This is a genomic window from Salinicoccus sp. Marseille-QA3875 (genome assembly GCF_054950095.1).
The window spans coordinates 1,701,780-1,726,805 of record NZ_CM143103.1 but is presented as its reverse complement, the minus strand read 5'-3'; the positions used below and the strand labels follow the sequence as shown (position 1 = coordinate 1,726,805).

The window sequence follows — 25,026 nt, the reverse complement described above, 5'->3', positions numbered from 1 at the left end:
ATAACAAAAAAAAGACCGGCATCCGCCGGTCTTTTATACAATCTGTTAACTTCTATGCAAAGTTACACTTCCGAACTTCGTGCTGGCTTCTATAAACAATCCCGGCTCTTCCGTATCGTTGACCAGCATCAGTTCCTTCAATCCGAAGTCCTGATGCTTCATGAATCTTGCGTCCACTTCCGGCGGATAATTCAATTGTCCGACTACGGTGGAGAGTCTGCCTTCCAGTGCACGGCCCTGGGGAATGCTCAGATTGATACTTCCCATATTGGTGTTGATCGTCGCAGACTGAGTTGAACTCTGCAGTGTCAGATTCACTGAACCGTTAGCTGACACAGTAATATCTTTCGCATTGAACTGATCAGTGTTGATCGTTCCGACCATCGATACCAGTTCCACATTGCCGTATGCACCCTTGGTAACTGTAACGTTCCCCCGTGACGTCCGCACATATGCCTGGTCTGTGACCGTCTCCTCAAGGTTCACATCACCGTTCAACAGATCGATTGTCAGATCTTTTACTTCCTGTCTGTTTAAAGTCACATCACCGTTCGAGCCTGAGATGATCATGCGTTTGATCGTCTCAGGATTCAGGTTCAATTCCACATTGACTTTGGCCGCCCTGATATCGGAGACGATGACCAGCTCGCCATTTTTCACTTCACAGATGATGTCCTTGAAGTAATTTCTTTTTTTGTCCAACTTTCTGTAGAAAGGTGTGACTTCAAATTTAGCTGTCTGGACACGGTCTGTCGGAACAATATTGATATTGCCGTTTGTAATATCCAGTGAGATTGATGAATACTCTTCATCAATCGTCTCAATCAGACGATTTTTCGCACCGCCTGCAAACATCGAGTCGAAATTCGTCGTTTTAACAGAGTCAAACGCTTTTTCAACAGATTTAAAAAGATTCGATGCCTGCTGGCTGCTGTCGAACTTCGTTCTGACATCTTTGTATGTTTTGTTCGCTCTTTCATTCACATCTTTATATTTTTCGTTGATTTTATCTGAGTTGACGTATTTGTTGACTTCACCCATGAACTGCTTGTATAAATCGTTGAACATGTTGCCGTCCCAATATTGCTCGTCATTTCTCTGTTTTTCATCACTTTTCTCCTGTGAGGAATCGGACTGGCCGGCTGTATCTTTTTTGTCCATCGTTTCCATTAGGCGAATTGCTTCTTCGGAAGTGATTTTGCCTTCTTCCAACATCTTCAAAATTCGTTCTTTACTGTCCATGATTAGCCCCCTGATGGTTTCTGTTCAACCATTTTTTTAAATGATAACCCGTATGGCTTGCCGGTTCATTAATGACATCTTTTATTGTACCATCAACTACAATTGTTCCGCCACCGACACCACCCTCGGGCCCGAGATCGACGATATTATCGGCCACTTTGATGACGTCCAGGTTATGTTCGATGATGATTACAGTGTCACCGTTATCCACAAGTCTCTGCAGCACTTTGATCAGTCTGCCGATATCTTCAGAGTGCAGGCCCGTAGTCGGTTCGTCCAGTATATAAAGTGAACGTCCATTTGAACGTTTGTGCAGTTCGGAAGCAAGTTTTACACGCTGTGCCTCACCACCCGACAGGGTCGTTGCAGGCTGGCCGAGCTTCACATAACCCAGACCGACATCCACAAGCGTTTTTATTTTCCGTTTGATCTTCGGAAGGTTTTCAAAGAAGTAGAATGCTTCTTCCACTGTCATCGCCAGTACATCTGCGATACTTTCATCTTTATATTTCACTTCGAGCGTTTCGCGGTTATAGCGCTTGCCGTCACATACTTCACACGGCACGAACACATCCGGCAGAAAGTGCATCTCTATCTTGATGATGCCGTCCCCCCGGCATGCCTCACAGCGGCCTCCTTTGACGTTGAAACTGAACCTGCCTTTGTTGTAGCCGCGGACTTTCGCTTCATTCGTCTGGGCGAAGACATCTCTTATATCATCGAACACACCCGTATAGGTAGCCGAGTTACTGCGCGGCGTACGTCCGATCGGCGACTGGTCTATGTCAATGATCTTTTCGAGTTCATCCGCAATCTCTATGCTGTCATGTTCTCCTGGAATCTGTTTGGATTTATACAGTCTCGTGTGCAGCGCCTTATAGATGATTTCATTGACGAGCGTACTCTTTCCCGACCCTGAAACACCGGTCACGACATTAAGCACCGACATCGGTATTTTCACATCGATATCCTTCAAGTTGTTTGCACGCGCGCCTTTCACTTCAATCATTCTGTCAGGGTTGATTTCACGGTAATTCTCCGGCAGAGGAATCTGACGTTTGCCACTCAAATAAAGACCGGTAACCGAATTATCATTCTGCTTCACTTCGTCAGGGGTCCCTGATGCCATGATTTCTCCGCCGTGTTCACCGGCACCCGGGCCGATATCAATCAAATAGTCACTCGCGAGCATCGTATCTTCATCGTGCTCGACGACGATCAGCGTATTGCCGAGGTCGCGCATATCTTTCAGCGTGTTGATCAGGCGCTCGTTGTCTCTTTGGTGCAGCCCGATCGACGGCTCGTCCAGAATATACAGCACACCGCTCAGTCTGGAACCGATCTGGGTTGCCAGACGGATCCGCTGCGCTTCGCCGCCGGATAATGTTCCGCTTCTGCGGTTCAGCGTTAAATAATCGAGACCGACATTGCGTAAAAATAACAGACGCTCATTGATTTCCTTCAAAATCGGCGCCGCGATCGTACGGTTCTTTTCAGACAGCTCAAGGGTGTTGAAAAAGTCCAGTGCGTCTCCCACCGGCTGATCCACACTGTGCCCGATATGTCGTCCGTCGACTTTGACTGACAGAGCTTCGTCATTCAGACGGTAGCCATGGCATGTTTCACAAGTCGTCTCTCTCATGTAGCGGCTCATGACTTCACGCGTATATTCAGAAGGACTGTCCCTGTATCTGCGTTCGATATTATTGATGACGCCTTCGAATGGCATCTCTCTCGTTCTTGCAACACCGTTTTCCTGCTTGAATTTATATGTCAGCACTTTCCCGCCGGAGCCGTAAAGTACAATTTCCTGTTCCTTTTCACTCAAATCCTTGAACGGCACTTTCATATCTATGCCGAAATGTTCGCATGTCTGTTTTAACAGCTGCGGGTAATAGCCGGATGAAATCGGTTCCCAGGGAACGACCGCCCCTTCTTTGAGCGTCAGAGTATCGTCCGGAATGACGAGCTTTTTATTCACCGCCATTTTCATTCCGAGTCCATCACATTCTTTACATGCGCCGTAAGGGGCGTTGAATGAAAATAATCTAGGTTCCATTTCTGAAATTGTAAAGCCGCAGATCGGACATGCGTAGTTTTCAGAGAAGAACAGATCCTCACCGTCAATGACATTGACGGTAATATTGCCTTCTCCCTTACTCAGCGCCGTCTGCAGTGAATCGCCGAGCCTCGCTTCAATGCCGTCCCGGACGACAAGGCGGTCCACTACGACATCGATACTATGCTTTTTATTTTTGCTGAGCTCGGGAACCTCTTCTATATCATAAACTTCGCCGTCGATGACCACTCTGGCGAAACCTTCCTTACCAAGCGACTCAAGCAGTTTTTTATGCTGGCCTTTACGTCCGTGGATGATCGGGGCGTATACCTGGATCTTTGAACGTTCGGGTAGTTCCATCACCCTGTCCACCATCTCCTGGACTGTCTGGGATGTAATTTCCACACCGTGGTTCGGACAGTACGGTGTGCCTGCCCGTGCAAATAAAAGTCTCAGATAGTCATAGATTTCGGTGATGGTCGATACGGTTGAGCGCGGGTTATTGCTTGTCGTTTTCTGATCGATGGCAATCGCAGGTGACAATCCTTCGATCGAGTCCACATCCGGTTTTTCCATCTGCCCCAGAAATTGGCGTGCATAGGCACTTAAAGATTCCACATAGCGGCGCTGGCCTTCCGCGTAAATTGTATCGAATGCCAGGGACGATTTCCCGGACCCCGACAGACCGGTCATGACGATCAGCTGGTCGCGGGGTATATCCAGGTTCACACCTTTAAGATTATGCTGCCTTGCGCCTTTAATGCTTATATTTTTATTTCTCATTTATATTCACCCTTCTGCCTGCAGTTCAAACAATGCATCTCTCAGCTCTGAAGCTGTTTCGAAGTCCAGATCTTTTGCTGCCTGCTTCATATCCTGTTCGAGCTGTTCCATCGTTTTCTCTCTTTCTTTCTTCGTCATCTTCTTCTTGCTCTTCGATTTTTCTCTGTCCTCTTTAATATCGACTTCTGCGCTGATTGAATCTCTGACTGATTTCTTAATGGTTGTCGGAGTGATGCCATGTTTCTCATTGAATGCAATCTGTATTTCACGGCGTCTTTCCGTTTCGTCCAGCGCATACTGCATCGAGTCTGTAATTTTATCTGCATACATGATGACACGGCCTTCGCTGTTTCTCGCCGCACGGCCGATCGTCTGGACGAGTGAACGGTTCGATCTCAGGAAACCTTCCTTATCAGCATCCAGAATCGCAACCAGTGAAACTTCAGGTATGTCGAGTCCTTCGCGCAGCAGGTTGATGCCGACAAGCACGTCATAAGTGCCCAGTCTGAGTTCACGTATGATTTCAATACGCTCAAGCGTCTTCACTTCGGAGTGGAGATACTGTACCTTCACTCCCGATTCTTTCAGATAGGTCGTCAGATCCTCTGACATCTTCTTCGTCAACGTTGTTATCAGTACTCTTTCGTTACGTTCACTTCTCTTGACGATTTCCTCGAGCAGATCGTCAATCTGATGCTCGCTCGGACGCACGTCAATGGGCGGGTCCAGGAGCCCGGTCGGCCTGATGATCTGTTCGACCATTTTTTCAGTATGCTCAAGCTCATATGGACCGGGTGTCGCCGACACATAGAGCAGCTGGCTTGCCTTGGATTCAAACTCGCTGAACTGGAGCGGTCTGTTATCCAATGCACTCGGCAGTCTGAAGCCGTGGTCCACCAGTACCTGTTTACGCGCCTGGTCGCCGTTGTACATTCCCCTCACCTGCGGCAGTGTCACGTGGGATTCATCTATCATGATCAGGAAATCATCGAAATAATCCATCAGTGTGTACGGGGTCGACCCCATCGGTCTCAGTGTCAGGTGTACGGAATAGTTCTCGATGCCCGAACAGAACCCCATTTCCCTCATCATTTCGAGGTCATAGTTCGTCCGCTGTTCAAGTCTCTGTGCTTCAAGCAGTTTATTGTCATCCCGGAGCACTTTAAGGCGTTCTTCAAGCTCTTTTTCAATGCGCTCGATTGCAACGCGCATCTTTTCTTCACGCGTAACGAAGTGGGATGCCGGGAAGATTGCAAAGTGTTCTCTCTCATGAAGCACTTCGCCCGTCAAATAGTTAATCTCCCTCACACGGTCGATTTCATCTCCGAAAAACTCAACACGGATACACTGTTCATCGCGGGAGGCCGGGAACACCTCCACAATATCCCCGCGCACACGGAATGTACCGCGCTGGAAATCTATATCATTTCTCGAGTACTGGATATCGACGAGCTTCCTTAAAAATTCGTTGCGGTCCATTTCCATGCCGACGCGCACACTCAGTACCATATCCCGGTATTCATCAGGGTTGCCAAGGCCGTAAATACAGCTCACCGATGCGATGATGATGACATCATCCCGTTCAAATAAAGAACTCGTCGCGCTGTGTCGGAGTTTATCAATCTCATCGTTGATCGAAGCATCTTTTTCTATGAAAGTATCCGTATGCGGCACATATGCCTCAGGCTGGTAATAGTCATAATAGCTTACGAAATACTCTACCCTGTTATTCGGAAAAAACTCTTTGAATTCCCCATAAAGCTGTCCTGCCAATGTTTTGTTGTGAGCGATGATCAGAGTCGGCTTTCCCACTTTTTGAATGACCTGGCTCATCGTATATGTTTTACCGGTCCCCGTCGCACCGAGCAATGTCTGGTGCCGCTGGCCGGATTCAATCTGTTTAGTCAGTTCCTCGATCGCCTTCGGCTGGTCACCCGCCGGTTCAAAGTTGGAAACCAATTCAAATTTAGCCATAGATACGCCTCCGTATATTATTCATCTATCTTATTTTAACAAAAAAAGAGCAGTGACGACAAACATTTGTTCGGTCATTTCTACTCTTCTTCAACTTGATCTATATTGTATAATTCAACTAATATATAACCGATAACCAGTGAGATTGCATCCAGATAAATGACCCATTCCGAGTTATAAAAGCCTCTGTATATCGACACGCCGTATAATATGAAGGTCAGTATCACCGCAACATATTTGTTCCGTGTCAATCTGGCAAAGACCACCACTGTTACTGCAGGAACAACCAAAGCCATCATCAACCAGTACAAATCCATGGCTTATAACTCCTTGCTAATGATTGATTCCGTAATATCCATCAGTTCAGTTTTTGGAATAAAGGGCTCCTTCAGCATTTCGGTTAGAATATTGTGCATGAAATCCTGTACACATGCAAGATGTGAGTACTGTTTTATCGTAATCAATGAATTCTCATACATTTCAAAGAACAGTTTCTCAGGATTCCTCTTTTGTATTTCACCGAACGATTCATACAGCAGATCGACTTTATCCGCCACGGAAAGAATCTGTCCTTCAATCGAATCATCCTTGCCCTCTTTCAGGCGCCTCTTATACTCTTTATGATATTCCTCCGGAAATTCTTCTTCTATGAACTTGACCGTCATCGTCTCTTCCACTTCACGGAAAAGAGTGTTGAGCTCACTCGAAGCGTATTTGACAGGAGTTTTGATGTCCCCTGTAAAAATTTCAGGGTAGTCATGGTTCAGCGCCTTCTCATATAGACTTTTCCAGTCGATATCCGTGCCGCTGTGTTCCTCCACCGTACCGAAATACTGTGCAATTTTAGTCACTTTGAAAGAGTGTGCCGCAACATTATGTTCCTGATATTTAAATTTTCCCGGACAGCGTATTAACTTTTCTAAATCATTCAAGCTTTTGAAATACTGATGTACACCCATCTCAGGATGCCTCCTTAACATAATTGATATAGTTGGTTACCAGTTCAGGCGATACTTCTCCTATATAAGCTCTGATGACTTCGCCTTCGCTGTCGACAAAGAACGTCGTCGGCATGAGCTGGATCTTATAGTCATCAAGTGCCTGGTCCTCATCTTCAAATTCAAAAATCGGATACTCCACTTCATACTCTTCTAAAAAATGGTTCCTGTTTTCCCTGCTGTCACTTATGTTGACACCGATAATATCAATCGGTTCATCCATGTGTTCCTGATGATATTCGTTAAGCGCCGGGGTCTCACGTTTACATGGTTCACACCATGAAGCGAAAAAGTTCACTACAGTGACCTCGTTATTACCTATAATATCATTAAACTCTTCGTTTGCATTCATAACCTCGGTGAGGTTGCCCTTTAGAATATTTTCACCTACAGCATGATGATTATCCCTGCCTTCTGTCGACTGCAGAGTCTGAAGTGCCTGCTCTTCAAACTGATCATCCGAGTAATTCAGCACCGCACCGATTGCCGCACCGGTCAGAAGAGCGGCCGCTGCTATCAATAATAAAACCAGCACTCGTTTCTTAGTCATCTTTTCAACTTCCTCAGTATAGTTATTGCCGTTATTTTAACATAGGTTCAGGTGTGAAACATGATTCAATAACGGAAAGTTTATGGCATCAAAAAATTCCTGGAGCTGTTGCCCCAGGAATTGGAATATAATCATTTTATTTATCAACTATATATTAATATCTGTAGTAACCGTCTACTGAACCGTTTACGTAGCTTACAGAACGTTCGCCGACGTGCTCAGAAGGGTTGAGTGCATCTACCATCTGGCCGTTACCGATGTAGATGCCAACGTGAGTTCCGCCGTTGAATACTACAAGGTCACCAGCCTGAGGGTTGCTTACCTGCGTACCAGCTGCCTGCTGACCCGCAACAGTTCTTGGAATATCGATTCCTTTGTACTGTTTCATGAACTGCTGAGTAAGCGCTGAACAGTCAACTGCTGTTGCAGAGTTGCCGCCCCATACATATGATTTGCCAGCTGCTACGTTGTGAGCTGTAGCTGCAGCATTACCATTGCTTGCTGCAGGAGCTTCAGTTACTGCAGGCGCTTGAACGTCTGTAGTATTTTGTGACTGCTGTACTGCTGGAGCTTGAACTTCTTCTACAGCCGGAGCTTCATTTACTGCAGGTGCAGATTGTGTTGTTGAAGCAGGTGCTGAAGCTGTTTCATCCAGAGAGTACTCATTCGCATACTGGCTGCCGTCCGTGTCGCCGTAATACCAGTAGTAAGAATAATTGTCACCATTTGTATCATAGTTATAAGTATAATCATGGTTTTGCTGTACATCTTCCGGTACATATTCATTTGCTGATATATTTGCAGAAGCGATTCCTGTTAAAGCTGTAACAGTTGCTACTGATAGTAAAGTCTTTTTCATAATAAAATTTCCTCCTAATAAATACATAACAATATTGTTTTTTGTACGGTAACTGATGGGCCGTACACAATTTGTTAAATCCATGAATAGAACTATAGCACAGATTTTTTTGTTTGTGGGCAATGTAAAGAGATTGTAAAATAAACGAAATTTGAATGGTGATCATGTAATATATGACAAGTTATATTACATGGTTAATCATTGTCATATCAATGTTTAAATGAGTTTAGACACATTTATATCTCATGAATATTACAAATGAATTTATTGAGGAAATTTAGATGCTGCTCTGATTTTCATGATTCTCTTCACTGTATTGACAGCACTGACAGATTGTTTTTAATGAGTCTGCGGCCATTGAATGTTAACTGTGTAGTTATTATTGTGTTGTAGTGTTAAATGTCAAAGTGTTGGACGAGTTTCAACACTTTGACGTTTATTTGGAGTATTTTTCATCGTCATCTAACCGGCAGAGGCTCTTTGCTGTGCAGATGAGCCAGGAATTGTCTCTAACTAAACGTTTGGGGCAGTCAGCTGTGCAGATAGGGCAATAATCATCTCTAACTAAACGGCTGAGGGCAGTCAGCTGTGCAGATAGCATCAAAATATCACCTAACTAAACGTTTGGGGCAGTCAGCTGTGCAAATGAGACAGGAATTATCTCTAACTAAACGTTTGGGACAGTCAGCTGTGCAGATGGCATCAATATATTACCTAACTAAACAGCTGAATAAAAAACAGCTCCCCTATCCGAAAAGACACAAAAAGAGACACCTCCACAGGTGCCTCTCTCAAAACTTTATATATTTTCTCTTAAATATGCTTCTATAAATGGATTGAGGTCGCCGTCCATAACTTTGCTGGTATTTCCGACTTCGTAATTCGTTCGGTGATCTTTGATCATTGAGTATGGATGGAAAACATATGAACGGATCTGGGAACCCCAGCCGATTTCTTTCTGTTCTCCTTTTACTGCATCAATTTCTGCCTGCTGTTTTTCCAGCTCTTTCTGATACAGTTTTGATTTCAGCATTTTCATCGCCTGTTCGCGGTTTTTAATCTGTGAACGTTCATTCTGACATGTCACAACTATGCCTGTGTCATGGTGTGTAATCCGCACTGCGGAGTCTGAGGTGTTGACGTGCTGACCACCGGCTCCGCTGGAACGGTATGTGTCGACACTGATATCTTCACTTTTCACTTCTATTGAAATTTCGTCATTGTCGAACTGCGGTGTCACTTCACATGATACGAATGACGTATGTCTGCGGCCGGATGAATCAAATGGTGATATTCTCACCAGACGGTGTACGCCTTTTTCAGCCTTTAACAGACCATAGGCGTTCGGTCCTTTTATTGACAGGGTGACGCTTTTAACTCCTGCTTCATCCCCGGCCTGATAGTCCATCGTCTCAATCTTGAAATCCTGCTGTTCTGAGTATCTCTGATACATTCTGAGCAGCATTTCTGCCCAGTCCTGACTTTCTGTACCACCGGCTCCCGGATGGAGTTCAAGTACTGCATCCAGATAATCGTGCTCATCATTGAGAAGGATATTCAATTCATACTCATCAAACTTCTCTTCTGTTTCTTTGACATTTTCATCAATCATTTCCTGCATATCTTCATCGTCTTCTTCTTTCAACAATTCAAGAGATACTTCAATATCATCGATTGAATCCTTCAGGTCATTAAAGCCGTCCACGATTTTCTTTAAATGATTGTTACTGTCGATTACTTTCTGTGCTTCTTCCGGGTCATTCCAGAACTCGGGCTGGACCATCTTATCTTCATTTTCATGAATCTGGGTTTCCATATCTTCTAAGTCAAAGAGACCCCCTGAAGTCTTTTAGTTTTTCCTTTTTCGCTTCAATAAAGTTCTTAATATCTGATAGTTCCATTACATCATACTCCTTTAGCTGCCATGACAGTTTTTATATTTTTTCCCTGAACCGCAAGGGCATGGGTCATTACGGCCGACTCTCACTTCGCGCTTCTTCGGCGCTTTTTTCACTTTGGCTTTGCCGTCGCCTGTCTGCATTTCTTTTTTATCTATTACCTGTTCACGTTTCAACTCTTCATCAGACTTCACTTCCGTCTTAAGAACATATTTAGCCGTGTCATCTTCTATCGCAACCAGCATATCCTCAAACATCTGAAGTCCTTCATTCTGGTACTCACGGAGCGGGTTGATCTGACCGTAGGAACGAAGGTGGATTCCTGTCCGCAACTGGTCCATGCTGTCAATATGCTCTACCCATTTCCTGTCCATCGTCCTGAGCATCATCATACGTTCGAACAGGCGCATCTTCTCTTCGCCGAGCTTCTCTTCTTTCAATTCGAGTTCCTGATTCACTTTGTCCATTAAAATTTCAAAAATTTCTTCTGATTCCCTGTGCTGAATTTCTTCAACCGTCACCGTACCTTCCCGGAAATAAAGATCGTTGATCGTATTGATGAATTGTTCATAATCAATATGCTCTGAATCGTCAATATTATAAAATTCGACTGTGCGTTCAACTGAGGACTCGATCATTCCCATCAACTGGTCCCGCACATCTTCATTATCTATGATGTCGTTACGTTCCTGATAGATGATTTCCCTCTGGCGCCTTTGTACATCGTCATACTGCAATAAGCGTTTACGTGCATCGAAGTTGTTCCCTTCAACACGCTTCTGTGATGATTCCACCGCTCTTGATATCATTTTGGAAGTCAGTTCTTCACCGGACATACCGAAACGGTTCATCGTGCTTTGAATACGCTCCGAACCGAAACGTCTCATCAGATCGTCTTCAAGCGACAGATAGAATGTACTGACGCCGACATCCCCCTGACGTCCTGCACGTCCACGGAGCTGATCATCGATACGGCGTGATTCATGACGTTCGGTACCGATGACCGCAAGGCCGCCCGCTTCTTTGACGCCTTCACCCAGTTTGATGTCCGTACCACGGCCGGCCATGTTCGTCGCGATCGTGACCGCGCCTTTTTTACCGGCGTTCTGGATGATCTCGGCTTCTCTTTCGTGGTTCTTCGCATTCAGTACATTATGCCGTATGCCCCTTTTACGAAGGAACTCGGAAATCAGCTCACTGGTCTCGACGGCTACGGTACCAATCAGGATCGGCTGGCCGTTTCTGTGTCTTTCAACGACTTCCTCGATGACCGCGTTGAACTTGAAATCCTTGCTTGAAAAAATCTTATCTGTCCGGTCTTCACGGGCAATCGGCACATTTGTTGGAATTTGAGTGACTTTCATATTATAAATGTTGATGAACTCTTCTTCCTCGGTCTTCGCTGTACCTGTCATGCCGGCCAGTTTTTTAAACTGTCTGAAGAAATTCTGGAAAGTGATCGATGCCATCGTTCTGGATTCATTTTGAATATCCACACCTTCTTTGGCTTCAATCGCCTGATGCAGTCCATCCGAAAACCGGCGTCCCTTCATTGTACGTCCCGTAAACTGATCGACGATGACGACTTTTTCCTCTTCGATGACATAATCCACATCTTTTTCCATTGAGAAGTGGGCTTTCAATGCCTGGTTGATATGGTGCAGTAGGTTTACATGCTTCACATCGAACAAGTTGTCAATTTGGAACCATTTCTCAGATTTTCCGATACCGTCTTCGGTCAGCTGGATGCCTTTAGTTTTCACATCATATGTGAAGTCGTCATCTATTTTAAGCATTTTGACAAATGCATTTGCCTGAAGGTATTGAGTATCCGACTGATCCGCTTTTCCTGAAATGATCAACGGTGTTCTCGCTTCGTCAATTAAGATCGAGTCGACTTCATCAATGATTGCATAATTTAATTCACGGAGTACACGGTCTTTTTTGTAAGTTACCATATTGTCTCTTAAATAATCGAAGCCCAGTTCATTATTAGTTGTATAAGTCACATCCTGAGCAAATGCTTCACGTTTTTCTTCACTGTTCTTCTGGTTCAGGTTTAAACCGACCGTCAGGCCCAGGAAGTTGTAAAGCACCGACATCTCTTCCATCTGAGTCGCGGATAAATATTCGTTCACTGTAATGACGTGAACACCCTTACCGGTTAAAGCATTCAAATATACAGGCAGAACTGCTGTCAAAGTCTTACCTTCACCGGTTTTCATCTCTGAAATATCGCCCTTATGCAATGAGATGCCGCCCATGATCTGGACCAGGTACGGTTCAAGACCCAAAGTTCTTCTTGAAGCCTCTCTGGCTACGGCAAATGCTTCCGGTAACATTTCATCCAGTATTTTCGCTTCTTTTTTATCATCATCTTCAACGCCTTGGAGACGTTCTTTGAATTCATCAGTTTTAGCCTGAAGCTCTGCATCATTCAGCTCCATCATGTCAGATCGATAACTATCAACTTTTTCAGCCTGCTTACGCAATGACTTTACTTCAAACCGATTGCCATCAAATAATTTGTTTAATACGCCCACGATAGCTCTCTCCTCATTCTTTAAACAAGTATTAATACATCACATAATTTTACCACTTTTTTTGTAAAAATAAAAACAGGACGCACATCTTCATATCCAGAAGGTTGCACGTCCTGCCACTTTTTAAATTTCATCAATATAATTTAATTGTTTTGCACCTTTAATTTGTTTCGATCACTGCATATTTACCGTCTCTGCGTCTGTAAACTATGCTTGTCCCCTCAGTATAACGATCGTTGAATACGAAGAAATCATGCCCCAGCATGTTCATCTGCAGTACCGCTTCTTCAGAATCCATCGGTTTTAAAGTGAATTCTTTTGTACGGACGATTTCAATGCCATCGTCATTCTGTTCTTCTCCTTCGTCGGATTTCTCGTTTTCAATCGCTCTGAACAGCTCTATTTCAGGATCTTTTTCTCTGAACTTACGATTGATTTTTGTTTTATGCTTGCGGATCTGTCTTTCCAGTTTATCTACAATGAGATCTACAGCTGCATATAAATCATCGTGGCTTTCTTCTGCGCGTAAAGTAAGGTTCTTCATAGGGATGGTGATTTCAACTTTCCCCTTCTTATTGTTGTAAGTCTTAATATTTACATGCGCATGAGTGTTTAGTGCATCATTGAAATAACGTTCCAATTTGCTGACTTTATCCTCGATATGGGTTCTGATTGCATCCGTTACTTCAATGTTTTCTCCTCTGATTTCACATCTTATCATGATGCACGCCTCCTTATATTGCTATTTCTATTCATTTTTATTATATCATATCCAATCACGCTTTTGAAAACGTTAACACATCAACATATTCCGGATTCCGCTGCATTATGGTTTCAGCCGCATGATGAACAGTAATACCTGTTGTGTATATATCATCCACAATCAATATTCGTTTATCAAGTATCTTAACATCCTTATGCCCCGCGTCAAAAGAAAAAGGATTATCACTGTTCATTCTTTCAGATTTAGAGAGCTCTGACTGCAATTTGATCTTATCTGTCGCCAGAAGTTCCGTATAGGACGTCCCCGAATGCTTCAATACTTCTGTTATCTGATTGAAGCCCCTCTCCTGCATCCGGTAATCCGAAACCGGAATCGGCACGATATGATCATACTGCCATTCCTTTATATCAATAAACCCCGCAATCACTTCTGCAAGTGCGACGTCTCTTACAAATTTATACCGGTGCATCATCATTCTCACTTCACTGTTATAATCCAGCAGACATCTGATATTACGGACAGGCATAAACTTCCGACTGATGAAAATACAGTCTTTGCAGTCCTTTTCTCCGCTGTCCATAATTTTCCGGCAGCGTCCGCACCTCTGTCCGCTCCTCCACTCGGTGAGCCTGGAATGACAACTTTCACAAATCTTTTTCCGCGCAGAAAATATATTCAGCAAGTTGAGCTCGTCTTCTATTTTCCCGTGGCAGTACAGACAGATCATATGACAGCGCTCCCTTTGTTGAATGCTTTGATCGTCCGCACCGTCTTTTGGATATGATGCGTATTATACAAGGTGATGAAATGGACGTTCCCCGCCGGGTCCTGAGGTTTCCTGCCCACACGCCCGCAGATCTGAATCAATGTGTCTGATGGAAAATATTCAGTATGGACGACGATGACATCCAGATCTTTGAAGGTGACGCCTCTTTCTAAAATGGTTGTAGTCAGCAGTATTTTAATGCTGCCTTCCCGCATGCGCCCGACTTTTGAATATCTTTCTCCATCACCGCTGTAAACTGTTTCAACATCTTCGAAATATTTTAATATCAGAGGATAAGCGGCATACATCATTTTTATTTCCGGGAAGAAGACCAGCACCCGCCTGTCCTCATCTGTAATCGTCTGCAGCAGCCGCTTCAGCTTTCCATTCAGTTTCTGCCGTCCGGTTTCCTTATTGACATTGCCGTAATGAATCAACGGGACGGTCAGATCCTGGCCGTGATACCGCCGGGTGATCTGAAATATATTCCCCTCCCCGACATACTTCATCATCTTTCTGGTGGGTGTTGCGGTCATGATGATGGTATTCCCGTCAGCTGTACCCGCCTTATCAATCGCCCCGAGCAGATGCTTATCATCCGCGAGGGGAAATGCATCATATTCATCAACGATGATACAGTCAAAATGACTATGAAAATTATACAGTTGATGGACCGTGCATACAGTGAAATGATGCTCAAACTTCACTTTGACACCTGCGAACATCAAATCGATCCGGCTTTTTCTGAATGCATCACCGAGTCTGAGATGGACTTCCTTGACTACATCAATTCTGGGACTGACGACGGCTACATTCAGACCATGTTCCCTCGCATATTTTATCCCTTCAAAAATGATTTCTGTCTTGCCCGCGCCGGTGACTGCATGAAGCAGCAGGTTACGGCGGCCCTTGACTGCAGAAACGACTTTTTTTGAAGCTTCCCTTTGAATATCTGTCAGTTGGAAGTTCAGTTCATAATCACATTTTTCTTTTTTACGGCGTGTTTCTGTCCCCCGAAGCGGCGTCATACTGTCCACACGGCCGAGGCCGATACAGTTCAGGCAGTATTTGACAGTCTGTCCGTACAATTCTGAATAAAATTCATAAAACAGTTTTTTATCCCTGTTATGGCACCGGTAGCATATATTTTTAACCATGTCCACTCCCGATTCTTTATAAACAACTTCTCCTTTGCTGTTAAAATACATCTTCATCCCCCATAAAAAAAGACGCAGCAAATAAGCTGCGTCCATTATCATTTTATTTATTTTTTATTTACTCAACTTCTACATCAAATGTTGTATAACCGAGACCAAGCGCCCCCTCACCCAGATGAGTGGCAATCACCGGTCCGAAGTAGCTCAGTGTGAACGTCACATGCGGATACAGTGACTCCATTTCCTTTTTCCATTCACGGCCCTCTTCTTCTGCATTGCTGTGAATGATGACCGCTGTAATGTTTTTATCCTGATGCTCTTCAATTTCCTTGCCGAAAACTTCCTGAACTTTTTTCTTGGCTTTCTTCTTCGTCCTGACCTTCTCATATGGAACGATCATACCGTCTTTGAAATCAAGTATCGGCTTCACTTTCAAAAGACTGCCGACAAGCGCCTGGGCATTCGACAGACGCCCGCCTTTTTGCAGGTTCGTCAAAGTGTCCACGATAAAGTAGGCATTTGTATTTTCCTTCTTTTTCATCTCTTCGACATTTTCGACTATCTCTTCCAGACTCAGCTTATCTTTGTTCTGTGCCGCATACAGAGCGAGAAACCCCTGAACATAAGCAGCCACTTCGCTGTCGATCACATGTACATTTATCCCTTCGACGTTTTCGCCTGCGGATACTGCACTCTGGTATGTCCCGCTGATTTTAGCGGAAAGATGAAAACTGATTACATCCGTATAACCGTCACGGTACAGCGACTCAAGCAATAATATATAATCGCCGATCGACGGCTGGCTGGTCGTCGGTAAAGTATCCATAGCCGCCATCTTTTCAAAAAACTCATCCGTGGTAATATCCACGTTTTCTCTGTATGTTTCATCGCCCATAACAACACTCAATGGGATTGTAAATATCTCATATTTTTCCAGCAATTCATCAGGCAGGTACGCCGTTGAATCTGTAATGACCGCTGTCTTCATTTAGCATCCTCCATTCAAACCAACACACTCATGAATATCTTACTAAATTCATTGTGTAAAGTCTATGTGTTACTATATTTTTAAGAGGTGATATTTTGTGGAACAGAAGTATATGAACCGTCATACAAAAACTGAAGAGTCAGTCATTAACAAATCAAGGTTCATCGGATATATAAAAAGAACAGATACCGAAGAAGAAGCCAAGGCGTTCATTTCGGAAATTAAAAATAGACACAAAGATGCCACGCACAACTGCAGCGCCTATATCATCGGGAAAAGCGCCCTCATACAAAAGGCGGATGACGACGGAGAACCGTCGGGCACTGCAGGCGTTCCCATTCTTGAAGTGTTAAAGCGGGAACTGCTGTATAATGTCACTGTTGTCGTCACACGATATTTCGGGGGCATAAAACTTGGCGCCGGCGGCCTGATCCGCGCATATTCAAGTTCGGCCAGCGAAGTCGTCCAAAGTGCAGGCAAGGTATATGAAGTCGCCATGATACCTTTTCAAATCACGATGGACTATACTTACACAAGTAAATTTGAGCATGTGCTCACGGCAAGTCCCCACACGATAAAAGATACTGCATATACTGACAAAGTCACATACACCGTCCATACACCGAAAGAAGAGGCGGATGCACTGACGCAATTGATCAGTGAAATTACACAGGGCACCCACAATCTGGTGCAGGGTGATGAAGTGACTTCTGAAAATGTACTGGCATAAACATCGGGAGGTTCATGATGAGCATATGGTTTTTACTGAATGGTGCACTTTTGATCTGGGCTTTATGGAATGTAATCGAAAGCCTGGCAGTCCATACGACTTACTATCATTTTCTCTTCGGCTTCACCGGTTTTATATTCTTCATATTCAATTGGACGCGGAATGCGGTCTTCGCGACCATTCGCAATACTAAAGACAGGCAGAAGAAAATCCGTTTGGCAAAATTCTCAAAAAAAATAATGCCCTATCACAGATGGACGGGGACATTATCTATCATTTTCATAGTGCTGCACGGTACAGCCGTTCTTTATCTGTATAACTTTGATCTGACAAACATGAAAATTTTGACGGGACTGCTCGCGGCTTTGACCATGCTTGCTCTAGTCCTGTCCGGATGGTACAGCCTGCTGATCCGTCACGATCTGATGACCAGGAATCTGCACAGACGGCTTGGCCTGTCGCTGTTCATTCTCGTCGCCCTGCATCTGGCATCCTAGTTTACAGAAACAATTTTATGCACCATTTTACGCAGGAAATTGAGCACCGGCTTTTTATTATTATCGGTCAGATCGGTCACTTCAACGATGATCACTGTCGTAAGGATCAATAGTGACGAAATGATGATTGCGCCCGGCACCGTGGACAGGAAGAGAATGATGCTGGCACCCGCATAGAGCAGCGCCATGAAATATATCAGGATGACACTTTCTACATGTGTGTAACCCAGGCTCTGCAGTTTATGGTGGATATGACTTTTATCCGCACTGACGATGGATACTTTCTTCCGGTACCTGCGGAATATTGCAAACAGCATATCCAGTATCGGTACACTTAAAATGATGACCGGGAAAAATAAAGAGAGCAGCGTAATGTTTTTAAAGCCCATCAGGGAAACGACGCTGATGACGAAACCGAGGAGCATTGCTCCATTATCACCAAGAAATATTTTAGCCGGATTAAAGTTGTACACCAGGAACCCTGCACATGAACCGATCAGTATTACGCAGATCATCATGACGAATATATCACCCTGAAGGATCGTTATGAATGCAATGCTTGAAAGTGCGATGATCGACACGCCGGTTGCCAGGCCGTCCAGACCGTCTATGAAGTTAATGGCATTGATGATGGCCGCCATCCACAGTACCGTTATCGGAACCGAAAAGATACCGAACTCTATTTCAATACCAAACGGTGTAATTCTGTCTATGACAATTCCATAATAGATGGGAACAAGCGTCACTAATATTTGTCCAATCAATTTAAAGATGGGTTTGAGATCAAATTTGTCATCGATCAGTCCCAGAAGAACAATCAGAATACCGCCGATGATGATAGGTTTGAATTCTATTTCTATCGGCCGTGATACAAGGACACCGATTATGAATGAAATTAAAATCGCAACGCCCCCAAGATGCGGAACAGGCATTTTATGGACCTTGCGCAAATTCGGATGGTCTACAAATCCCAGCTTTTTTGCCAGCCATATGAATATAGGGGTTAAAATAAGTGATATCATAAATGACATCAGGAGTAAAAAGAATGTATACATACCCATCACCGTTCATTATATTTTCAATTTAATATATCACATTCAAAATATGAAATCGAATTGAATCTTATTTAAATAAAGTTCTTTTCATTGTATAATTATATCAATCAAACAAAGGAGTTAAATTTATGAGACAAAACAGGCGCAAAGGGTTGCATCCCGTATTCACCGTCATGATCGTTCTACTATTAGTGTTCATCCTTATTGTAGGTGGAATAATGGCATATGTATACTTCCAGCTTAGAAGTACAGCAAATAATATGTACGACGATGAATTTGAAAGCTCACAGTCCAACCTCAGACAGACTGAAGTTGAAATCAGCGACGGCGACCCTATATCAGTAGTATTATTCGGCACAGACGATGACCAGGCCCGTAATGAAGATATGAGAGGCCGGCGCTCAGATACGATCATGGTCGTCACTCTGAATCCTGATACCGGTGAAGGCAACATCGTAAGTATTCCGAGGGATACACAGGCAGAAATTGCCGGCCGTGATTCCACTGAGAAAATCAATCATGCTTATGCATACGGCGGACCGGTAATGGCAAAAGATACAGTTGAAAACTTTTTAGATGTACCGCTTGACTACTTCGTCTCCATCAATATGGACGGATTTAAAAACATCATAGATGAAGTCGGGGGCATTTCAGTCACAAGCGAAGACACTTTTGAACAATCCGAGTACTCATTCCAGGCTGGAGAAACATACGAAATGGACGGCGATATGGCCCTTGCATTCTCAAGAGCAAGATACGACCCGGGCTCCGGTGGTGACTCAGGACGTCAGCAGAGACAGCAGCAGGTGGTACAAAGCATCGCAGATGAACTGATGAGTGTTCAGACAGTAACCAATTTCAATTCCATTTTAGACGTGCTTGGCGAAAATATCCGTACCAACATCCAGTTTAATGAAATGAATAAACTCCGTTCAACCTATCAGGATCCGGCTGAAAATCTGGACCGTTTGCTGCTTGAAGGTTATGACGAACGTTCACAGGATGACGGATTGTATTACTTCTTCCCTGATGAAGCGTCATATAACGAAGTCACTTCTGAACTGAAGGGGAATCTTGAAATAGAAGAATAAATCAAGTGACAATATATTTCTGATGGGAGAGTGATGACATGCTAATAGATTTTGTGTTGAATATTTCATTGACCATCAGCGGCATCTATCTCTTCCATCGCATCCAATATACGGAGGACTCAGCAAAGTTATCTTCACCGATGTTCCAAGTGACGTTGATGACTACTTTAGCCGTCCTTCTTTTATTTGTACCGATTGATTACATGGGCTACAGCTTCAGTCTGTTTTTTGTCCCGATGCTGCTGATACAGAGTAAAATATATAATAAGATTGCAAGCTTGATCATAGTGGGGGCCGCCCACTACTTTATGACCGGTCACAGCCTGATTGAAACCGCAATTTTTGCCGGATTGTATATGATAGTTATTTTCAGCGTACCATTTTTCAAGTCGATGAACACCAATATCATCACATGGTTAAACCTGATATTCACACTGCTCTTTTTGGCAGGCATACATGTCTTCATCGAGCCTCTCGGGTTGATGCAGTTTATTATCATCAGTGCGATGAGCTCAGCTGTGATGGTCACGGCAAGTACCATGTATCAGGATATGAATTCAATGGTAAAAGTTCTCAAACGTCTGAATACCGAGGATTATGTCGACCATCTAACACAGCTGGGCAATATTAAAGCACTGGATAATGAAGTCAACCGGCTTAACAATAAAGCAGAAACAATAAGCATGCTGCTGATTGATATCGATCACTTCAAAGTAATCAACGATCTGCACGACTACACTGCAGGTGATGCTGTAATTAAACAGATTACGGGACTCCTTAAAAATTATGTACCGACCGGCGGTTCCATCTATAGGAACAGCGGTGAAGAATTCTCCATGATCATCCCGGATATCTCTTTCGATAAGACGGTCCGTCTTGCCGAGGCGATACGCAACGCAGTCGAGAACACCAATTTCCATGTTGGTGAGAATGAAGTCATCAAATTGACCGTTTCTGTAGGTATCGGTTTTAAAACTCCGGATACGACGAGAAGACAGCTGTTCAAAGATGCGGATAACATGCTGCACGCTGCAAAGAAGATGGGACAGAACCAGGTAATGTTTTCACCAGTAATCAAATAAAACCCAAACGCAATGTTTGGGTTTATCATCAATCTTCAACTGAAGCAAGATTTGTCAATGATATTCTGTCATGGGAATCATGCCACTTTACTTCACTGTCATCAAAGTAAAAAGCTTGTGGGGATTCATGTTTAATATCGTATTTTTCACTAATATAGTTGGATAGTTCTCTGTGGTCTTGTACAATTAAATAGTATCCATCGATATCTCTTTCATAATGGAATTTTTGAAATTCTTCAAAAGCTCCTGCAGAAATTGGACAGGTATTTGAATGTTTAAGAAAGAAGAAAAATTCTTTTGAATCTAACAGTTTATCAAATGAATCAATATTTGTTATTTTAGTTAACATTTCATCACCTTCTTATTAAACTTAGTATAATCTATCATTAATTCAATTATATAGCAAATGGGATATTTTGCACATTAAATTTTCCGAATTGGAGGTGTAGTATTATGAACAAGCCTATTAAACGCTGGAACATACTCGATACAGTAAACCTGGCATTATTTGTTGTCGTCATCCTATTCTTTTTAGACTTCAATAATAATGCGACAGTATCCTACCTGTTACTCGGCGTATTTGCATTATGGGTTGTAACACTCATATTCCGCAACGTATTCATCAGTAAAATTGAAAATGACCCGAATCACAGCTTGCATGAAACTCAGGTCAAAGGAAAGAAAAAAATATAGAGTGGTCATATCAATCACCACTCTCCAACTCTTCCAATTGATTTGTATAATCTTCATCCAGCCCCTGATAGCTCTCCTGCAGAGATAATATATTCTGCAGCTGGATATTTTGCAGTTTTTCATTATAAAGCATCGTGTTCTTTCTTTCCTCATAATAGGAAATATAACCGTAATACATTTCAAGACTGACAGTACGCACCCTGTTGGCCTTCTGTGTGGACAAATTTATCTGGTTGAGTGAATCCACATGTTCATCAAGCATAGGCAGCAGCACTTCATCAATCTGCACCTGCTTACTCTGTATGGATTCATCACCTTCGAGAATTTTGGATGCTTCATCAAGTTCTTCACTGTTTGAGTTCAGCTGATCGATCAGCTGATCAATTTCTTCCACGACCGCCTCATCTGAAGCATTTTCTATAATGTCATCTCTCTCTTTTTGATTGTCCATAAATGACTGGCTGAGAGCAATCAGCCGTTCACTTGCCTGAATCGAACTCTGATAAGTAGTCAAGTAATCACTCAACTGCTCTGCAAAATCATATTTCACCTGAGCACTTTCCACAAAAGTATTATGATGTTCTTGTATATCTTCATTGCTCACTTCTACTTCATTCACTTTTGTATTCAATGATTCCGCAAGCGGTAATATTTCACCTTCAAGTTCAGAAATCATATCTTCCAATTCTTCACTTTCAAAATCATTATCCAGATCGGAAATATGATTTTGTATTTTATCACTATTTATATTATCCAGGTGATTGGTCAATTCGTCATTTACAGCATAAATTTCATCCATCTGTTGCTGATACTCTTCAGTTTCTTCAGCCAACCGATCGCCACATCCATTTAATATTAATATAAAAATAAGCAATAAATTAAAGGTGACCATTTGTTTCACTTTCACATGAGTCACATCCTTATTTATATAGAACGGTAAAGCAAAATTATAGTAAAAATATATCATATTCACTGTTTGTATACAAATTTCATGAGTCTCAGTTCCAAAATGGGGAATATTGATTTATAATGATTAATAGCATAATTCGAAAGGATTTGTAATTGTGGACAAGAAGCTGATCGAGCAAGACTTGAGAATGCAGTTAAATAACTCAACTATAAAAATTAATGAACCTTTAAAAAAATACACTTATACCGAAACAGGAGGGCCGGCAGATTTCTATGTCACTGTAGGCGACTTCGATGATGCATGTAAAGTTTTGAAGTACTGCAGCGAAAATCATGTTCCTGTCACCTACCTCGGCAACGGCTCCAATATCATAATCAGGGACGGCGGTATCAGAGGAGTCGTTTTAAACCTTCTTGATCTGACACACTTGAGCATCCAGGATGATGTAATCACCGTCGGAAGCGGCAGAGCAATTATCGATGTCTCAAGGTTCGCACGTGACAATTCAGTCAGCGGTCTGGAATTTGCGTGCGGCATCCCCGGCAGCGTCGGTGGCGCCGTCTATATGAATGCCGGTGCATACGGTGGTGAAGTGAAGGATTGTCTGCTCGAAGCCACAGTTGCAACAGAGCATGGCGAACTGCTCACTCTGTCGAATGAGGAGCTGGAACTCACTTACAGACGGAGTATAATCCAGGAAAATGACTATGTCATTTTAGAAGCGAAATTTAAGATGACACCTGCCAAAATTGAAGATATCAATGACATAATGGATGATCTGACTGATCGCCGGGAAAGCAAGCAACCTCTTGAATACCCTTCCTGCGGCAGTGTTTTCCAAAGACCACCCGGAAATTTTGCAGGAAAACTGATCCAGGACAGCGGTCTTCAGGGCCATCGTATCGGCGGGGTCGAAGTATCCAAAAAACATGCAGGATTCATGGTCAATGTCGACAACGGCACAGCCGGTGATTACGAAGACCTTATCAACTTCGTCCAAAATACAGTTCAGGAAAACTACGGCATCGAACTGGATACCGAAGTGAGGGTTATAGGGGAACCCGTTTATAAGAGAGTCGAAAAATATAAATAAGCATTTTTAGAGGCACCGGTTGAGGTGTCTTTTTTTTCGTCTTCGAGTAAATGAGCATTTGAAATGACACTCCTGCTCACTTGGCTCCTAAAATCACCACAGGTGAGCAGCAAAGCCGGAACCCTGCTCACTTGCCTTCGAAAATCATCACAGGTGAGCAGCATTGTATTTACGCATACAAAAAAGGATCCGTATATACGGATCCTTCTTTATTTATTGTTCAGAAAGACTGTCTACAGCTTCTTCGACTTCATCAATTTGAATCATTCCCGTTTCATAACCGCCGGCATTCAAGTACCAAACCTGCGGGTCAAGTGAGAATATATTCTCATTCTGTACAGCTGTTGCTGATTCTGTAGTCGAGTTGATCAATGTATCAACCGGTGTCGCTTCTCCACCGCCGGCTACTGCACCTCTGTCCATTACAAACATCAGGGCCGGATCAGCATTTGCTATGAACTCATAGTTTACTTGTGAGCCGTGGCTGTCACTTGCATCATCAAATTCATCGGCTGAACTAAAACCGAATGTGTCATAAAGGTAACCGAATCTTCCACCTGTACCATGGAAAGATACTGAGCTTTCACCATTAGTCTGGATAAACAGCATAGAATTATCTTCAATCTCAGCTACTTTACTGCTCACTTCTTCTATTCTGTTATCCATATCTTCAACTAAAGTGTCTGCCGCTTCTTCTTCACCGTATAACTCACCAATAAGGTTTGTCATTTCTTTGATATCATCAAAATATGATTCATTATCAGCAGCTACGAATAAAACGTCAGCATCAGGTGCGACTCTTTCAAACTCTGCCAAGTTGTTTTCTGTTGCCTGGCGGCCGTGGATCATAATGACATCAGGCTGTATTCTTGCGATCTCTTCGAAGTCCGGATCTTTCAATCCACCAAGGTTTGCATATTCATCAGATTCAAATTCTGACAAAGTATCAGATAAAGATCCATTGCCTTCACCTTTAGGCAGGCCTGCTATGTTCTCTTCTACACCCAGTGCCTGGAATGTAGATACGACACCCAAGTCAAAAATAGCTACTTTTTCCGGATTTTTTGGTACTTCGATTGTCTCACTCACTTCTTCGCCTTCTGCACCACGGTCTCCACCGTCTCCTGGTGATACTTCAAATGTGTTTTCAAAGCTTACAGTTTCTTCTGAACCTTCTTCTGCTGATTCCTCAGCACCTGCAGTAGATTCTTCGGAAGAATCACTGTCCTCTCCGCCATCTGAATTACCACACGCTGCCAATACTAAAACAAGTGCAAATGTTAACATTAAGTATAAATTTCTTAATTTCATTCCTTTACCTCTTTCCAAATAAT

23 protein-coding genes are annotated in these 25,026 nt (G+C 43.2%); 6 read left to right on the top strand and 17 right to left on the bottom strand.

What is annotated here, in order from left to right; genetic code table 11:
• Positions 1-45 precede the first annotated feature (45 nt).
• The 13 genes from ACY8DT_RS08855 to fakB all read right to left on the bottom strand — a co-directional run bounded on the left by ACY8DT_RS08855 (position 46) and on the right by fakB (position 16,541).
• Entirely contained in the window at positions 46-1,242 is a 1,197-nt protein-coding gene (locus tag ACY8DT_RS08855; protein WP_462419945.1) for a DUF4097 family beta strand repeat-containing protein, read from the bottom strand.
• Complete coding sequence (uvrA, locus tag ACY8DT_RS08850; RefSeq protein WP_462419944.1) at positions 1,232-4,084, bottom strand: excinuclease ABC subunit UvrA; 2,853 nt, start codon at positions 4,082-4,084, stop codon at positions 1,232-1,234. Before uvrA ends, ACY8DT_RS08855 begins: the two co-directional genes overlap by 11 nt.
• A 6-nt stretch (positions 4,085-4,090) precedes the next feature.
• Positions 4,091-6,058: an excinuclease ABC subunit UvrB gene (gene uvrB / locus ACY8DT_RS08845; RefSeq protein ID WP_462419943.1), complete on the bottom strand. Its 1,968-nt coding sequence runs from the start codon at positions 6,056-6,058 to the stop codon at positions 4,091-4,093.
• Positions 6,059-6,138: 80 nt separating this feature from the next.
• A complete protein-coding gene (locus ACY8DT_RS08840; protein WP_052255690.1) occupies positions 6,139-6,375 on the bottom strand; it encodes a DUF2198 family protein in 237 nt (78 codons plus the stop codon).
• Between the two features lie 3 nt (positions 6,376-6,378).
• Positions 6,379-7,017 carry a YfbR-like 5'-deoxynucleotidase gene (locus ACY8DT_RS08835; RefSeq protein ID WP_462419942.1) on the bottom strand — a complete coding sequence of 213 codons (639 nt, stop codon included), beginning with the start codon at positions 7,015-7,017 and terminating at the stop codon, positions 6,379-6,381.
• Position 7,018: 1 nt separating this feature from the next.
• Complete coding sequence (locus ACY8DT_RS08830) at positions 7,019-7,606, bottom strand: TlpA family protein disulfide reductase (protein WP_462419941.1); 588 nt, start codon at positions 7,604-7,606, stop codon at positions 7,019-7,021.
• Positions 7,607-7,760: 154 nt separating this feature from the next.
• The gene (locus ACY8DT_RS08825) at positions 7,761-8,465 is read right to left on the bottom strand and encodes a C40 family peptidase (RefSeq protein ID WP_462419940.1); all 705 of its coding nucleotides are present in this window, start codon (positions 8,463-8,465) and stop codon (positions 7,761-7,763) included.
• A 799-nt stretch (positions 8,466-9,264) separates the two neighbouring features.
• Positions 9,265-10,366, bottom strand: a protein-coding gene (prfB, locus tag ACY8DT_RS08820; RefSeq protein ID WP_462419939.1) for a peptide chain release factor 2 whose coding sequence is annotated in 2 segments (ribosomal slippage) — positions 9,265-10,293 and positions 10,295-10,366 — 1,101 coding nt in all. Because the reading frame shifts where the segments join, the coding sequence is not laid out codon by codon here.
• Positions 10,367-10,380: 14 nt separating this feature from the next.
• Positions 10,381-12,906 carry a preprotein translocase subunit SecA gene (gene secA, locus ACY8DT_RS08815; RefSeq protein WP_462419938.1) on the bottom strand — a complete coding sequence of 842 codons (2,526 nt, stop codon included), beginning with the start codon at positions 12,904-12,906 and terminating at the stop codon, positions 10,381-10,383.
• 160 nt (positions 12,907-13,066) lie between these two features.
• Positions 13,067-13,627: a ribosome hibernation-promoting factor, HPF/YfiA family gene (gene hpf / locus ACY8DT_RS08810; RefSeq protein WP_462419937.1), complete on the bottom strand. Its 561-nt coding sequence runs from the start codon at positions 13,625-13,627 to the stop codon at positions 13,067-13,069.
• A 55-nt stretch (positions 13,628-13,682) separates the two neighbouring features.
• Positions 13,683-14,156, bottom strand: coding sequence for a ComF family protein (locus tag ACY8DT_RS08805; protein ID WP_462419936.1), 474 nt, complete (start codon positions 14,154-14,156; stop codon positions 13,683-13,685).
• A gap of 197 nt (positions 14,157-14,353) precedes the next feature.
• Entirely contained in the window at positions 14,354-15,604 is a 1,251-nt protein-coding gene (locus ACY8DT_RS08800; protein WP_462419935.1) for a DEAD/DEAH box helicase family protein, read from the bottom strand.
• Between the two features lie 67 nt (positions 15,605-15,671).
• Positions 15,672-16,541, bottom strand: a complete 870-nt coding sequence (gene fakB, locus ACY8DT_RS08795; RefSeq protein WP_462419934.1) for a fatty acid kinase binding subunit FakB — start codon at positions 16,539-16,541, stop codon at positions 15,672-15,674.
• A 112-nt stretch (positions 16,542-16,653) separates the two neighbouring features.
• On the opposite strand from fakB, the gene ACY8DT_RS08790 reads away from it, so the two are divergent.
• Together ACY8DT_RS08790 and ACY8DT_RS08785 are read left to right on the top strand one after the other, a co-directional pair.
• Entirely contained in the window at positions 16,654-17,271 is a 618-nt protein-coding gene (locus tag ACY8DT_RS08790) for a YigZ family protein (RefSeq protein ID WP_462422250.1), read from the top strand.
• A gap of 17 nt (positions 17,272-17,288) precedes the next feature.
• Positions 17,289-17,768, top strand: a complete 480-nt coding sequence (locus tag ACY8DT_RS08785; RefSeq protein ID WP_462419933.1) for a hypothetical protein — start codon at positions 17,289-17,291, stop codon at positions 17,766-17,768.
• Here ACY8DT_RS08785 and ACY8DT_RS08780 read toward each other — a convergent pair.
• Entirely contained in the window at positions 17,765-18,823 is a 1,059-nt protein-coding gene (locus ACY8DT_RS08780) for a glycosyltransferase family 4 protein (RefSeq protein ID WP_462419932.1), read from the bottom strand. The genes ACY8DT_RS08785 and ACY8DT_RS08780 overlap by 4 nt on opposite strands.
• A 128-nt stretch (positions 18,824-18,951) precedes the next feature.
• Here ACY8DT_RS08780 and ACY8DT_RS08775 point away from each other — a divergent pair, with 128 nt between their 5' ends.
• On the top strand, positions 18,952-19,914 hold the full coding sequence (locus ACY8DT_RS08775; protein ID WP_462419931.1) for an LCP family glycopolymer transferase: 963 nt from the start codon (positions 18,952-18,954) through the stop codon (positions 19,912-19,914).
• A 38-nt stretch (positions 19,915-19,952) separates the two neighbouring features.
• Entirely contained in the window at positions 19,953-20,996 is a 1,044-nt protein-coding gene (locus ACY8DT_RS08770) for a GGDEF domain-containing protein (RefSeq protein WP_462419930.1), read from the top strand.
• 28 nt (positions 20,997-21,024) lie between these two features.
• Here ACY8DT_RS08770 and ytxJ read toward each other — a convergent pair whose 3' ends face one another.
• The gene (ytxJ, locus tag ACY8DT_RS08765; RefSeq protein ID WP_462419929.1) at positions 21,025-21,345 is read right to left on the bottom strand and encodes a bacillithiol system redox-active protein YtxJ; all 321 of its coding nucleotides are present in this window, start codon (positions 21,343-21,345) and stop codon (positions 21,025-21,027) included.
• Between the two features lie 104 nt (positions 21,346-21,449).
• Between ytxJ and ACY8DT_RS08760 the strand changes: the two genes are divergently transcribed.
• On the top strand, positions 21,450-21,689 hold the full coding sequence (locus ACY8DT_RS08760) for a hypothetical protein (protein ID WP_462419928.1): 240 nt from the start codon (positions 21,450-21,452) through the stop codon (positions 21,687-21,689).
• A gap of 10 nt (positions 21,690-21,699) precedes the next feature.
• Here the strand turns inward: ACY8DT_RS08760 and ACY8DT_RS08755 are convergent, their stop codons facing one another.
• Positions 21,700-22,581 carry an EMYY motif lipoprotein gene (locus ACY8DT_RS08755; protein WP_462422249.1) on the bottom strand — a complete coding sequence of 294 codons (882 nt, stop codon included), beginning with the start codon at positions 22,579-22,581 and terminating at the stop codon, positions 21,700-21,702.
• A gap of 172 nt (positions 22,582-22,753) precedes the next feature.
• Between ACY8DT_RS08755 and murB the strand changes: the two genes are divergently transcribed.
• Complete coding sequence (gene murB, locus ACY8DT_RS08750; RefSeq protein WP_462419927.1) at positions 22,754-23,692, top strand: UDP-N-acetylmuramate dehydrogenase; 939 nt, start codon at positions 22,754-22,756, stop codon at positions 23,690-23,692.
• A 213-nt stretch (positions 23,693-23,905) separates the two neighbouring features.
• Here the strand turns inward: murB and ACY8DT_RS08745 are convergent, their stop codons facing one another.
• Positions 23,906-25,003: a siderophore ABC transporter substrate-binding protein gene (locus ACY8DT_RS08745; RefSeq protein ID WP_462419926.1), complete on the bottom strand. Its 1,098-nt coding sequence runs from the start codon at positions 25,001-25,003 to the stop codon at positions 23,906-23,908.
• Positions 25,004-25,026 lie beyond the last annotated feature (23 nt).

Excerpts from the sequence above, each read along its gene's own strand:
- hpf (WP_462419937.1), bottom strand. The coding sequence starts at position 13,627 with ATGATAAGATGTGAAATCAGAGGAGAAAACATTGAAGTAACGGATGCA.
- ytxJ (WP_462419929.1), bottom strand. The coding sequence starts at position 21,345 with ATGTTAACTAAAATAACAAATATTGATTCATTTGATAAACTGTTAGAT.
- ACY8DT_RS08825 (WP_462419940.1), bottom strand. The coding sequence starts at position 8,465 with ATGAAAAAGACTTTACTATCAGTAGCAACTGTTACAGCTTTAACAGGA.
- ACY8DT_RS08780 (WP_462419932.1), bottom strand. The coding sequence starts at position 18,823 with ATGTATACATTCTTTTTACTCCTGATGTCATTTATGATATCACTTATT.
- fakB (WP_462419934.1), bottom strand. The coding sequence starts at position 16,541 with ATGAAGACAGCGGTCATTACAGATTCAACGGCGTACCTGCCTGATGAA.
- ACY8DT_RS08790 (WP_462422250.1), top strand. The coding sequence starts at position 16,654 with ATGAACCGTCATACAAAAACTGAAGAGTCAGTCATTAACAAATCAAGG.
- ACY8DT_RS08785 (WP_462419933.1), top strand. The coding sequence starts at position 17,289 with ATGAGCATATGGTTTTTACTGAATGGTGCACTTTTGATCTGGGCTTTA.
- ACY8DT_RS08755 (WP_462422249.1), bottom strand. The coding sequence starts at position 22,581 with ATGGTCACCTTTAATTTATTGCTTATTTTTATATTAATATTAAATGGA.
- ACY8DT_RS08835 (WP_462419942.1), bottom strand. The coding sequence starts at position 7,017 with ATGGGTGTACATCAGTATTTCAAAAGCTTGAATGATTTAGAAAAGTTA.
- ACY8DT_RS08805 (WP_462419936.1), bottom strand. The coding sequence starts at position 14,156 with ATGCCTGTCCGTAATATCAGATGTCTGCTGGATTATAACAGTGAAGTG.
- ACY8DT_RS08760 (WP_462419928.1), top strand. The coding sequence starts at position 21,450 with ATGAACAAGCCTATTAAACGCTGGAACATACTCGATACAGTAAACCTG.
- ACY8DT_RS08830 (WP_462419941.1), bottom strand. The coding sequence starts at position 7,606 with ATGACTAAGAAACGAGTGCTGGTTTTATTATTGATAGCAGCGGCCGCT.
- ACY8DT_RS08800 (WP_462419935.1), bottom strand. The coding sequence starts at position 15,604 with ATGTATTTTAACAGCAAAGGAGAAGTTGTTTATAAAGAATCGGGAGTG.
- uvrA (WP_462419944.1), bottom strand. The coding sequence starts at position 4,084 with ATGAGAAATAAAAATATAAGCATTAAAGGCGCAAGGCAGCATAATCTT.
- ACY8DT_RS08745 (WP_462419926.1), bottom strand. The coding sequence starts at position 25,003 with ATGAAATTAAGAAATTTATACTTAATGTTAACATTTGCACTTGTTTTA.
- ACY8DT_RS08855 (WP_462419945.1), bottom strand. The coding sequence starts at position 1,242 with ATGGACAGTAAAGAACGAATTTTGAAGATGTTGGAAGAAGGCAAAATC.
- ACY8DT_RS08775 (WP_462419931.1), top strand. The coding sequence starts at position 18,952 with ATGAGACAAAACAGGCGCAAAGGGTTGCATCCCGTATTCACCGTCATG.
- ACY8DT_RS08840 (WP_052255690.1), bottom strand. The coding sequence starts at position 6,375 with ATGGATTTGTACTGGTTGATGATGGCTTTGGTTGTTCCTGCAGTAACA.
- ACY8DT_RS08770 (WP_462419930.1), top strand. The coding sequence starts at position 19,953 with ATGCTAATAGATTTTGTGTTGAATATTTCATTGACCATCAGCGGCATC.
- uvrB (WP_462419943.1), bottom strand. The coding sequence starts at position 6,058 with ATGGCTAAATTTGAATTGGTTTCCAACTTTGAACCGGCGGGTGACCAG.